We start from the raw sequence: 13,654 nt of genomic DNA, 5'->3' as shown, positions 1-13,654 counted from the left end.
CTTATTGAAAACCTGAATGGAAAAATCAGAAAGTATACCAAAAACAAATTATCATTCCCTACGGATCAAGCTGTGATGAAATCTGTATATTTGGCAACCAGAGAAGCAACCAAAAAATGGTCTATGCCAATCGCAAATTGGGGAATAATCCTTAATCAGTTCTTAATTATATATGAAAAAAGGGTAAGACTTTAAAAAAGTCAAACCCTCGATATTTTAGTTACACACTTAATGAAACAGTGTCATTCAATCTCGTATAAGTAATGTAAGTTATTTTGATTGCCTTTTTTGTTTAATCAAGGTTATATACACAGGAAAATGATCACTATACCCCTTTGTAAACGATCCGTTAGAAAAACTACGAAAAGGATATCCTTTATATTTACCATCTGGTGTAATTAAATACGCTGCATTATATATTCCTGCTTTATAATATCGATAAGAGGAATACTCTTTATCTACAAGAGATTTAGAAACGATAATTTGATCAAATAAACTCCACCGATCTTGCCATGCAAGAGAACCAATACCTTTTTTAACTAATCTTGCCATAGGATTATATAACCCTTTCATAACAACTTCTTTTTTAGAGGATTTTGCATCCAATATCTTTTTAACACTTGTGTTATTTGGATTGTCATTAAGATCTCCCATTGTTATAATTTTAGAGTATGGATCTATAGCAAATAAAGAGTCTATAATTTTTTTATTTAGAGTAGCTGCTTTTTCTCGTTTATATCTACTTCTGGCTTCTCCACCTCGTCTGGATGGCCAATGATTTACAATAATATGTATCAGGTCGCCGTCTAGATAACCACTTACTAATAATTGATCTCTGGTATATACTCGAGTATTAGTATCTTGAGCATAAAGAATTAGTTTATACTTTTTAGAACTTTTTACCTTAAATAATTTTTTTTGATACAATAGAGCCACATCAATACCTCTTCGATCTGGAGAATCAAAATGAATAATACCGTAATCCTTGGCTTTAAGACTATTTTCATTAGCAAGATCTTCTAATACTTTTCTGTTCTCAACTTCAGCAACACCTATAATAGCAGGAGAATTTTTAGTAAAATCTATTCCTATTTCAGAGATCACTTTAGCCATGTTTTTTACTTTATGGGTATATACCTCTTGTGTCCAATGATCTTTACCCTTGGGAGTTCTGTCATCATCAAAAGTAATAGGGTCGTTCTCTGTGTCAAAAAGATTTTCGAGGTTATAAAATGCTATAGTATGAATTTTATACTCTTTTTTTTCTTGAGAAATAACAATAGATGTTATTAATAAGATTACAAATGTAAATAGGCTTTTTGATATCATAAGATTTTTTTGAAAAATTAATAAATACAAAGATTAATTATTTCAGTGTTAAAAAATGAAACTAATATACTTTATACTTGTATTTTATTAACAAGTAGCTGAATTTATTTTAGTTACACACAAATTATAGAGATGGCTTATCATTTTTTAGATCCTAAAAAGATTCTATTTATTTTGTTTTATAGTACAATTAGTATACATGCACAACACACAGAATTAAAAGGAAAAATTATAGATGCAATTACAGAAGAAAATCTGGAGAAGGTAACTATAGCTATTAAAGGTGCTAACATTACTACTAACACAAATATTTTTGGAGAATTTAGTTTTAATTTGATGGATCTCCCTTTAGGGGAGCAGATTCTTTTAATAACAAAACAAGGATTTATAGCCAAACGTTTTCCTGTTGTTATTAATCAAGGAGAAGTACTCGATCTTAAAAAAATCACATTACACTATGATTTTAGCCAAGATCAGAAAGAAATAGGAATAATTAGTCTTACTCAAGAAGAATTAGATGAGGATAATGATGCGTTTTTTAGTATAGCACCATTGCTTCAATCCACACGAGACATATTTCTTAATGCTGCCGCTTTTGATTTTAGTGCTACTTTTTTTCGTACCAGAGGTTTAGGAAATGAAAACGGAAAAGTATTGATTAATGGAATTGAAATGAATAAACTAGATTCTGGAAAACCACAATGGGGTAACTGGGGAGGATTAAATGATGTACAGCGTAATCAGGAATTCTCTCCAGGAATTTCAGAAAATGAATATGCCTTTGGGGGTCTTTTAGGAACATCTAATATTATTATGAGGGCTTCACAATATCGCAAAGGAGGCAAAATATCCTATGCAATGTCCAATCGAAGTTATCAAGGAAGAGTAATAGGAACATACAATTCTGGAAAGACCATAAAAGGGTGGTCTTATTCCTTATCCCTGTCCAGAAGATATGGAAAAGAAGGATTTATAGAAGGAACATTATATGATGCTAATTCGATTTTTGCCTCTGTCGAAAAACAAATAGGAAAAAATCATAGTATAAATTTCACTGGTTTTTATACGCCAAATCGCCGAGGAAGATCTACCGCAATTACTAAAGAAGTGTACGATCTTAAAGGGAACCAATACAACCCTAATTGGGGAGTACAGGACGGAAAAACAAGAAACTCCAGAGAGCGAAAAATTGAAGAACCTGTGATTTTATTAAATCATTATTGGAATATCACCGAAAACACTCGATTAAATACAAATATTGCTTTTCAAAAAGGAGAAATAGGAAATAGTAGGATAGATACAGGAGGTAGCGATTTGGTGTTAGACACTAATGGGCAACAAACATATATTGGGGGAGGTAGGAGTGTAGATACTAATCCTGTGCATCCAGACAATCTACCAAGCTCTTTTTTACAAAACCTCAACCCAACACCACTAGAGTATCAGAATGCATTTTTAGCCCAACAAAATTTAATAAATAATGGACAGATAGATTGGGAGAATCTAATACAAACCAACCAACAAAATGCAAAACAGGGTAGTAACGCTACTTATGTTGTATATGAAGATAAAACGGCAGATACCCAAATAACAGGTACTGTAATAGTAAAGAGTGTCTTAAATCCTCATATAACACTAAATGCAGCCGTTAACTATAAAAATTTAAAAAGTGAAAATTTTGCTGAGGTAAAAGATCTTTTGGGTAGCACTGGTTTTTTAGACATAGATGTTTTTGCATTTTCTAACAAACGATTTACAGTACCACAATTAATAGATAGAGCACAAAGTGATTTGCGTAATCCTAATCGTATGGTAGGAGTAGGAGATAGATACGATTATAATTATGAAATAGAGGCCTCTAAAATCGATGGTTTTGCACAAGGGCAATTTACATTTAATAGGATTTCATTTTTTCTTGCGGGTACTATTTCTCAAACATCTTATCAAAGAAACGGTTTGTTTGAAAACGGTTATTTTCCTGGAAAAGCTTCTTTTGGAAAAAGCGAGACTCTTAATTTTTCAAATTATGGAATAAAAGCAGGTACAACCTTTACTATTAATGGGCATAATTTTATAAAGCTACAAGGGATGTATGCTAATAAAGCTCCTACAATTCGTAATACTTTTAACAATGCAAGACAAAATAATAGTAGTGTTGCAGATTTGATTGGCAGAACTCAGGAAAGCGAAAAGATACAATCGGTAGATGCCAGTTATATTTTTCGTTCTCCAAAAGTAAAAGCCAGAATTACTGGTTATTATACCCAAATACAGGATGGAACAAATACTTCTTTTTTCTTTACTCAAGCTATATCTGGATCCGATACAGGGTTTGTGCAAGAGCTATTAACAAATATAGATACGTCTTATATAGGTGGTGAATTTGGAGCAGAATATCAAATTACACCCACGATAAAACTTAAGGGAGCTGCTGCAATAGGATATTTTACGTATACAAATAATCCAGATTTAATTTTAACAAGTACTAATGAAGCCTTTTTAGATTTTCAAGGAACAAGAGATTTTGGAAAATCAGCATTAAAAGGATACCGAATTGCAGGAGGTCCGCAAAATGCTGCTCAATTAGGTTTTGAATATCGAGATCCGGATTTTTGGTGGTTTGGGATTACTACTAATTATTTTTCTAATGCGTATAGTGGCATAAGTCCCTTTGCAAGAACATCTAACTTTTATAAAGACAAGGATGGCTTACCATTTAATGATTATGATGAAAAGATTGCAAACAATCTTCTAAAACAAGAGCAATTCGATGATTATTTCTTGGTAAACGTAATTGGTGGTACTTCATGGAAGATTAAAAAATATTATGTTGGTTTTTTTGCATCTATTTCTAATGTTTTAAATCAAAAATACAGAACAGGAGGTTTTGAGCAGGCAAGAAACGCTAATTATAGATTGGCATTAGAAGAGTCTAAAAGAAACACCCCAATATATGGATCCAAATATTTTTATGGACTTGGCACTTCCTACTACCTTAATATTTATATCCGATTTTGATAAAAAATACCTCAATCTTATAAAAATAAAAACCTTACAGTTTTTTCAAAAACCTGTAAGTTCCTAACCTCCGAAGTTTAAAAAACAATATAATAATAGTATACAATGAACTTAAAGAACTTAAAGAAGATAATTAAATTTTTTAATGTATTTGCCTTAGCAATTATAACTAGTATGTGCTCACCCGAAGAAGATTTTAAAACACCCGAATTGGTGATCGAAGAGCCAGAGATTAAAGGTACTATCATTACTATAGACGCAATACTTGGTATTTTGAATAAAGCACTAGAAAATGAAGGAAAAAACGCTAAAGTAGTTTTTGAAAACACAGATAGTTTTATCGAAGGATACGTGGTATCTAGTGATAAAGCGAGTAATTTTTTTAAAGAATTAGTTATTCAGGATAAAGAAGCCAACCCTTCCTCAGGAATAAGGGTACTAATAGACGACAACCCCTTATTTACAACGTATGAGTTTGGAAGAAAAGTGTATATTAAGCTTAGCAGTCTATCTATTGGAATAGAAAATGGAGTACCAACCTTGGGGATTTTAGAAGGGAATAGTATTAGTGCAATTCCTTCATTTTCTTTAAAGGAAACAGTGATACGATCTACAAAATTGGTAAATATTATACCTTTAGAAACTATGCTAGAAGATATTACAGATAAACTACTAAATCTATATGTAAAAGTAAACAACCTTCAGTTTACCAAAAATCTGGTTTTGCCAGACAATATCTTCACTTTTGCAGCAGAGGCAAATGATAAATATGATGGAGAACGTATCTTAGAGAGTTGTGCAACAGGAAGAAAAATAGTATTAAGCACAAGTACATTTTCAGATTTTAAAGGATTAAAATTATCAAGAAAACAAGGTAGTTTTGAAGGGATAGTAACCAAAAACTTTTTAGGAGATACTTATAATTTAGCTCTTAATGATCCAACAAAGTTATTGTTTGATAACGACACCAGATGTGATCCTATAGTTTTAGAATGTCCTGTAGCTATCGAGGGATCTATATTGTTATTCAAAGAAAATTTTACCGATCTTAAAATTAGAGATTTGGAAGATGCAGGATGGATTAATAATAATACAACAAGGGGTAAGTTAGCATATAAAATAGGAGACTTTGCTAGTAATCAATATATACAGATCACAGGATTTAATTCTAAAGAAAGCCTATATGAAGTTTGGTTAATAACCCCAGAGATTGAATTAAGTTCGGTATCTACTGCCGTTTTGAATTTTGATTTGCAAGCTGGCTATGATAATGGTAATATTCTTGAAGTTTTTATTACTAAAAATTTTATAGAAACTCCAAAAAATACGTCTTGGATAAAATTAGATGCTACTATACCCAGAGGGCCATTAAACTCTTTTGGAGATTTTATTCCTGCAGGCCCTATTAGTTTATCTTGTGTCGAGAGCACTATTCGTATAGGTTTTCGATATATCGGTGGTGATCCAAGAGCTACAACACGATATCATATAGATAATATAACTATAAAAGGAAATTAAGAGCAGGAGGCTTATATAAATCTCACAGGTTTTTTTAAAATCTGTGAGGTCTTATAATTCAATTGAACCACAAAATCGATATGACCAAAAAACAACAATGGTATAAGGAACAGGTCAAACGATACAGAGAGTAGTATCATTTGAATGTACTATAAAAAAATCTTTTTTACCCTACCTTTTATTTTTCTTTATTCCATTTTAACTGTACATATACAGGAAAATGATCACTGTATCCACCAATATATTTTTTACCTGCATAGGTTCTAAAAGGGTTGCCTTTATATCTGCCTTTGTATATTTTTAAAAAGTTCTCATCAAAAATGGAAGCGTCCGAAAAACTGTGCTTTCCTTTTTCGTATTTATGAAAACTATGACTAAAAATAATCTGATCGAATAAATTCCATTGGCTTTTATAATTTGTAGTTCCTCTGTATCGGGTAAGTAATCGCTCCATGGGGTTAAAAAGATCATGTCGTACTAAATGCTCTTTAACACTCTCGCTATAAGGATCATCATTAAAATCCCCCATAATTATAATTTTTGCTTCTGGATTTTCTACAGTAATTTGGTTTACAATCTCTCGATTCTTTTCTGCAGCAATAACACGTTTATATGAGGTTAGTTTAGCCCCATCTCTTCTGGATGGCCAATGATTTACCAAAATATGTATCTTTTCGTTATTTAAAAGCCCTGTTACCCACAAGATATCCCGCGTATAATCCCGAATACCAACTTGATTGTCTACCAAAAGAGGAATCGTCTTAGAGTCTATCACTTCAAAATATTGTTTTTGATATAACAAAGCAACATCAATACCTCGCTCGTCTGGAGAGTCATAATGTACAATACCATACTCTTTTTGCTTTAAGTGCTTAGAAATAACTAAATCTTCTAATACCTTTAAATTTTCGACTTCGGCAACACCTACTAAAACAGGAGACTTTCTAGATTTTAAAAACCCTATATTAGAAATAGCAGTACCTAGTTTTACAATTTTTTTTTCATATCGCTTACGATTCCAGTGTTTTTCAGAACTTGGTAAAAAATCATTGTCTAATGTATTTGGATCGTCTTTAGTATCAAACAAATTCTCTAAATTATAAAACGCTATGGTATACTTATTTGTTCGTTTTTTATGAAAATAGAATTTGTTTGCCATAGCATTTGTTTTTACAAGAAACCTACTTAATTGTAGACTCTTGCATAATATTATTATTGTATTTTTGTATACTTGTTTAAAGACAACAATATCAATGTTGTTTAGTTAAGGTTTGGAATTGTCTATCTGGGATTGTCAAAAACCAGTAATATATATAATTACATTTCGACAAGCTTAATATAACAGAGTATCTTTTATCTTAACTAAACAACATTGGGTACAATATAGTAAAATAACATATAGAAGATTAAGTAACTAATGTTAGAACAAAAAGAAATAGCATACGAAAAAACAGTCTTAATAGGAATTGTAACCAAACATCAGGATGAAGATAAGCTTACTGAGTTTTTGGATGAATTAGAATTTCTTACTTACACTGCAGGAGGAGAAGTGGTAAAACGATTTACCCAAAAAATGGATATGCCTAACTCCAAAACTTTTTTAGGAACAGGAAAGTTAGAAGAAGTACGTATATATGTAGAGCAAAACGATATAGGAACTGTTGTTTTTGATGATGAGCTATCCCCAGCACAATTACGAAATATAGAACGTATACTTAAAGCTAAAATCATAGATCGTACAAATTTGATTTTAGATATTTTTGCACAACGAGCACAAACCAGTTATGCACGAACCCAGGTAGAACTTGCACAATATCAATATCTTTTACCAAGATTAACCGGTTTATGGACGCATTTAGAAAGACAGCGTGGTGGTATTGGTATGCGTGGTCCTGGAGAAACTGAAATAGAAACAGACCGTCGTATTGTTAGAGATCGTATTTCTTTACTTAAGAAAAAATTACTGGTTATCGATAAACAAATGGCTACCCAGCGTGGTAACCGTGGAAAATTGGTTCGGGTTGCTTTGGTAGGATATACCAATGTAGGTAAATCTACTTTAATGAACGTGATTGCTAAGAGTGACGTTTTTGCAGAAAATAAGCTTTTTGCTACTTTGGATACTACTGTAAGAAAAGTAGTTATCGGTAATCTCCCTTTTTTACTTAGTGACACTGTAGGATTTATTAGAAAACTACCTACACAATTGGTAGAGAGTTTTAAAAGTACTTTAGACGAGGTTAGAGAAGCAGATTTATTGCTACATGTAGTGGATATTTCTCATGCACAGTTTGAAGATCATATAGAATCGGTAAATAAAATTCTGGGAGAAATCGAATCCAGAGATAAGCCAACCATTATGGTGTTTAATAAAATCGATGCCTATGAATATGAAACTATAGATACCGATGATTTAACTACCGAAAAAACAGAGGCACACTATACTTTAGAAGAATGGAAACAGACCTGGATGAACAGAATAGGAGATAATGCTTTGTTTATATCTGCAATAAATAAGGAAAATATGGAAGATTTTAGAGAACGTGTATATAAGGAGGTAAGAGATATACATGTAACTCGTTTTCCTTATAATAATTTTTTATATCCAGAAATAATGGAAGAATAAAGAAGCTATAAACTTGGTGCACTCTTACAAGGTATGCTTTTCTCTAAATATATTTTGTTTTTGAGGAAAACCCCGAAGCAGTAAACTCCAAAATGTGGATTAAAACTCGTATTTAAGACCTAGCCCTATTACTTCTCGTATTTGAAAACCACTGGCAGCATTATCATCATAAATTGCTTGAAAAACAAAGCTGCCAGTAATATATTTATTTACTAAAAGATCCATATTTAGCGTATAATCTATATCTATATTCTCAGGATCTTCAATGTAGTTAGAATATACATTTAAAAGGTTTTCTATAACTACATTTTTTAATACTGTAAATTTACCATAAGCAGCCAAAGATCCTCCAAACTCGAATCGTGTACTTTCTCCTGCATCAACCCCAAAATAATCCCCGTCTACATAATCTATTACATTAGTAAACTCTTTATCTACAAATATCATACGAGCTGTAACTGGAGCTATATTTATATGTAGATCATCACTTTTTTTCCATAATAATCCAGGACCTATTTGTATAAATGCAGGAGAAAAGAAATGAGTTTCTTCAGTTCTAATAGTCTCTTCAGTATCAGGATCTTTACTAAACCTATATCCTTTATCGAATTGAGATCTAAAATTAATAAATAAAGAGTAGTTCCAAAAACCTTTACCAATTCTTTGTCCTAACCTAGAATTAAACTCAATTCTGTCATTGGTTTTACGAAGAAAATCTTCTTCTTTTAAAAAAGTAACTCCATAATCTGTTATAATTTTATTATCCCAAGTCAAACTGTTTTTTTTGTAATTAAACTCGTAGTTTAACGCAACATTTCCTGCAATATTAGAAGTCCCTCCTCCCTGCCAATCAAAATTAAAAGCAGATTGATTAAATAATAAAGAAAAATGAGCTTTATTTTTCCAACCAATATGTTCTTTTTTCTGTTTTTTAGGAGTTATTTCTTTTAATTTTTGTTTTAATACTATTATGTTTAGGTCATTTGTAGTATTGTTTAAGATACTATCCAAAGACCGTTTTAAGTCTACTTGGATAGAATCCAGATATTTTATTTTTTGTTTTTCTTGACCAGAAGTTTTTACTATTAAAAAAAGCAGAAAAACTACTAAAAAAATCCTTCTCATACGAACTTTATTGCAGGGGTAGAGTACAAATATACGGGATGCTTTTAGCTTTTTCAAATAGATACTGACACATCCTGAATACCTATCTATTATAAAACCTAAAAAACTAAACTAAATTTTGTAGCTACCCTCTTTTTTTAAGTACTATACCAATTCAACCATAAAATATCACATCTAAATGTATTCATTTTCTGTTTTATACATCATTTCATAATTAATTTGATATTAATAAAGTACAACCATAATGCATATTTACTTAAATAATAGGTTTATGAATGTTAACGGCAGGTTAATGACTAAAAAAAATATAAAACCAAAATAGGATTATCTTATTTTTGATTTCGTCATCAATCACAAAAACAAACATTTAACTTTTTTTATGTTATGAAAACTCTTACAAAAATTATAGTACTATTTGTCCTATTTTATGCACTACCAAGGACAAATTATGCCCAGTTACCTGCAAAAATGATACAGTACCCAGATGTTTCTGATTCACACATCTGTTTTACGTATGCAGATGATCTATGGGTTGTAAATAAACAAGGTGGTACAGCACATCGTTTAACTACCAAAAAAGGTCGGGAAACGATGGGTAAATTTTCTCCAGACGGAAAAACAATAGCTTTTAATGCTAATTATGATGGTAATCAGGATATCTATACCATACCGGTTACAGGAGGTATTCCTAAACGTATCACCACTCACGGAATGTTTGATGATATAAAAGGATGGACTCCCGACGGAAAGTTTTTATTTTACACCTCAGATATGGAAAGCGAAAAAGATCGTTTTTCAAAAGCTTTTAAAATATCAGTCAATGGAGGGTTACCTACAAGAATACCAATAAATAAAGTAGAAGAGTTAGACCTACACCCTAAAGGTGATCTAATTGCAATGACCGATAAGTCCAGACTTAGCAGAAACTGGAAAAGGTATAGAGGAGGAATGGCTTCAGATATTTATCTTTTTAACACCAAAACCTTAACTTCAGAAAACATTACTAATAACGATGGTAACGACGAATTGCCGATGTGGCACAATGAAGATCTTTATTATCTATCGGATAATGATACTGCCAAAAAATTTAATATTTGGAAATACAATCTGCAATCCAAACAACATGAACAAATAACGTTTTTTAAGGAGTTTGATATAGAACGTCCTTCTATAGGAAAATCTGAAATAGTGTTTGAAGCAGGAGGTAAATTATATCTTTTGGATGTTACTACCAAAAACACAAAAGAGATACTTATAAATGCTACTGGGGATTTTATTGCCTTAAAACCTCAGGTAAAAAAAGTAGAAAAATATATTCAGAGCGTTGGTATTGCTCCAGATGGTAACCGAATTATTGTTGGTGCGCGAGGGGAAATATTTTCTGTACCTAAAAAAGATGGAATTACTACAAATTTAACCCGTACCAGCGGTATTGCAGAACGTTACCCAAGTTGGTCTCCTAATGGAAGATATATTGCCTTTTGGAGTGATAAAACAGGGGAGTATGAGCTAACGATACGAGATCTAAAAGATAACTCAGAAAAACAGATAGGACAACAAGGTCCCGGGTTTAGATATCAATTGTTCTGGTCTCCTGATAGTAAAAAATTAGTTTTTGTGGATCAGCAAATGCATATAAAATTAGCAGATATTGCCAATAATTCTATTACTACAATAGATAAAGAAATTCAGCTATTTCAAGGTGGTTTAATGGGGTTTTCTGCTAATTGGTCTGGTGATAGCAACTATGTAACGTATGCAAATTCTCATAAAAATGGAAACCAACATATTATTATATATGATCTGGAGAAAAAGAAAAAGAATATTATAACCTCGGCTTTTTATGATGAGGCAAACCCTGTGTTTTCCGCAGATAACACCTATATTTATTGTACTACAAACAGAGCTTTTGATCCAGTATATAGTGATTATGATAATAGCTGGGCATACCCAAATTCGACAAAAATTGCTATACTTCCTCTTACCAAAGAAGCAGTACACCCTATTGAGTTAAAAAATGATGAAGTTGTTATAGAAGAAGAGAAAAAGAAAGACAACAAAAAAGACAAGGATAAAAAAGAAGACAAAGAGGAATCTAAAGATATAGAACCTGTAACCATTGATTTTGATAGTATAGAATCCAGAATGATTATTTTGCCCGTCGAGTTAGGAAACGGAGGTAGATTATCTGCTTCTAAAGACAAAATTATTTTCTTAAAAAATCCTCGAAGCGGAGCTACAGACGAAAAATCGGTTTTAAAATATTATGATTTTAAAGAAGATGAAGAAAATACAATTCTGGAAGATGTAGAAGATTATGAATTATCCTTTGATAAAAATAGTATACTAGTATTTAGTGGAGAAAAAATGGGGATTATCGAAGTAGCAAAAGACCAATCTATAAAAGATCCTTTAGATACTTCTAAAATGGAAATGACCATTAATCCAAAAGAGGAATGGCGACAGATTTTTACCGACACTTGGCGTCTGGAAAGAGATTTTTTCTATGATAAAAATATGCATGGAGTAGATTGGGAAGCTATGAAAAGAAAATATGAACCCCTAATCGAATTTGCTGCAAGCAGAAACGACCTTAATAAAATTACGGGAGAGCTTATCGCAGAACTAAATGCATCCCACACCTATAGAGGAGGTGGAGATATAAAAAGAAGTACTACCAAGTCTACAGGATATCTTGGGGTAGACTGGGAAATGCAGGAAGGAAAATATAGAATTAAAAAAATCATAACTCCTGCCCCATGGGATACCGAAGTAAAATCTCCGCTTAAAAAACCAGGTGTTTTAGTAGAAGAAGGAGATTACATATTACGTATTAACGGAATAGAACTTACTGATTATACAGATCCTTTTGCAGCATTAGAAGGAAAAGCAGAACAAACTATTGAAATTGAAGTAAGTAAAACCCCAGATGGTAAAAACAGTAAGAAATATTTGGTACAACCTTTAAAAAGTGAGGAACGACTTAGAAATCTTGCCTGGATAGAAAATATGCGAAAGTATGTGGATCAAAAATCTGGCGGAAGAATTGGGTATATTTATGTGCCCAGTACAGGAATAGACGGGCAGGAAGAGTTGGTTAGAATGTTTTATGCACAACATCATAAAGATGGATTAATAATCGATGAGCGATTTAATAATGGGGGACAAATCCCAGATAGATTTGTAGAGCTATTAAATCGACCATTATTAAGTTATTATAAAGTTAGGGATGGAGAAGACTGGGCATGGCCTCCAAGAGGACACTATGGCCCTAAAGCAATGCTTATTAACGGTTGGAGTGGAAGTGGCGGCGATGCTTTCCCAGATTACTTTAAGAAACGAAAAATTGGTCCGTTAATCGGTACCAGAACATGGGGAGGACTTATAGGGATTTCTGGAGCTCCAGAATTAATAGATGGTGGAAGAGTAACAGTACCTACGTTTAGAATGTATAATCCAGATGGAACCTGGTTTGCAGAAGGACATGGTGTAGAGCCAGATATCCATATCCCAGAAAATCCGGGTAAAGACGCACAAGGCATAGACGTGCAACTAGACAGAGCTATAGATGAGGTAATGAAAAAACTTGCCGAAAAAGATAAAACTTATCGAAAAATAGTGCCTAAAGCCGAAGATCGTTCTAAATAGATTCTAATACGACACTATCTTACTAAACGTGTAACTTAAAACAGTAAGGGTTTGACTTTTTTAAAGTCTTACCCTTTTTTCATATATAATTAAGAACTGATTAAGGATTATTCCCCAATTTGCGATTGGCATAGACCATTTTTTGGTTGCTTCTCTGGTTGCCAAATATACAGATTTCATCACAGCTTGATCCGTAGGGAATGATAATTTGTTTTTGGTATACTTTCTGATTTTTCCATTCAGGTTTTCAATAAGGTTTGTTGTGTAAATAATTTTTCTGATCTCTAGTGGAAATTCAAAGAAAGCTGTAAGCTCCTCCCAATTGTCTCTCCAACTTTTTATGGCATAAGAATATTTTGCTTCCCATTTTTGTGCAAAATCATCCAGGGC

At 32.2% G+C, this 13,654-nt stretch carries 9 protein-coding genes; 5 read left to right on the top strand and 4 right to left on the bottom strand.

Annotated features, from left to right (window positions below; all coding sequences use genetic code 11):
• A partial coding sequence (locus tag H527_RS22545; RefSeq protein WP_035088809.1) for a transposase occupies nucleotides 1–195 on the top strand: 195 nt, incomplete at its 5' end.
• Between the two features lie 75 nt (nucleotides 196–270).
• On the opposite strand, the gene H527_RS0117795 is transcribed toward H527_RS22545, so the two are convergent.
• On the bottom strand, nucleotides 271–1,329 hold the full coding sequence (locus tag H527_RS0117795) for an endonuclease/exonuclease/phosphatase family protein (protein ID WP_027413936.1): 1,059 nt from the start codon (nucleotides 1,327–1,329) through the stop codon (nucleotides 271–273).
• 132 nt (nucleotides 1,330–1,461) lie between these two features.
• Here H527_RS0117795 and H527_RS0117790 point away from each other — a divergent pair, with 132 nt between their 5' ends.
• The gene (locus H527_RS0117790; protein WP_035088806.1) at nucleotides 1,462–4,347 is read left to right on the top strand and encodes a carboxypeptidase-like regulatory domain-containing protein; all 2,886 of its coding nucleotides are present in this window, start codon (nucleotides 1,462–1,464) and stop codon (nucleotides 4,345–4,347) included.
• Between the two features lie 105 nt (nucleotides 4,348–4,452).
• Entirely contained in the window at nucleotides 4,453–5,865 is a 1,413-nt protein-coding gene (locus H527_RS0117785) for a DUF5689 domain-containing protein (RefSeq protein WP_155837941.1), read from the top strand.
• A gap of 178 nt (nucleotides 5,866–6,043) precedes the next feature.
• On the opposite strand, the gene H527_RS0117780 is transcribed toward H527_RS0117785, so the two are convergent.
• The gene (locus tag H527_RS0117780; RefSeq protein WP_027413933.1) at nucleotides 6,044–7,024 is read right to left on the bottom strand and encodes an endonuclease/exonuclease/phosphatase family protein; all 981 of its coding nucleotides are present in this window, start codon (nucleotides 7,022–7,024) and stop codon (nucleotides 6,044–6,046) included.
• A gap of 258 nt (nucleotides 7,025–7,282) precedes the next feature.
• Between H527_RS0117780 and hflX the strand changes: the two genes are divergently transcribed.
• Entirely contained in the window at nucleotides 7,283–8,491 is a 1,209-nt protein-coding gene (gene hflX / locus H527_RS0117775) for a GTPase HflX (protein WP_027413932.1), read from the top strand.
• Between the two features lie 99 nt (nucleotides 8,492–8,590).
• Here the strand turns inward: hflX and H527_RS0117770 are convergent, their stop codons facing one another.
• A complete protein-coding gene (locus tag H527_RS0117770; protein ID WP_081414641.1) occupies nucleotides 8,591–9,616 on the bottom strand; it encodes a DUF3078 domain-containing protein in 1,026 nt (341 codons plus the stop codon).
• A gap of 384 nt (nucleotides 9,617–10,000) precedes the next feature.
• Between H527_RS0117770 and H527_RS0117765 the strand changes: the two genes are divergently transcribed.
• Nucleotides 10,001–13,264, top strand: coding sequence for a S41 family peptidase (locus tag H527_RS0117765; protein ID WP_027413930.1), 3,264 nt, complete (start codon nucleotides 10,001–10,003; stop codon nucleotides 13,262–13,264).
• Between the two features lie 60 nt (nucleotides 13,265–13,324).
• Here the strand turns inward: H527_RS0117765 and H527_RS22540 are convergent.
• The coding region (locus tag H527_RS22540) for a transposase (RefSeq protein WP_035088803.1) at nucleotides 13,325–13,654 on the bottom strand (330 nt) is incomplete at its 5' end.

Source organism: Aquimarina muelleri DSM 19832, from assembly GCF_000430665.1.
GTDB lineage: Bacteria > Bacteroidota > Bacteroidia > Flavobacteriales > Flavobacteriaceae > Aquimarina > Aquimarina muelleri.
This window is presented reverse-complemented; position numbering and strand designations above follow the sequence as displayed.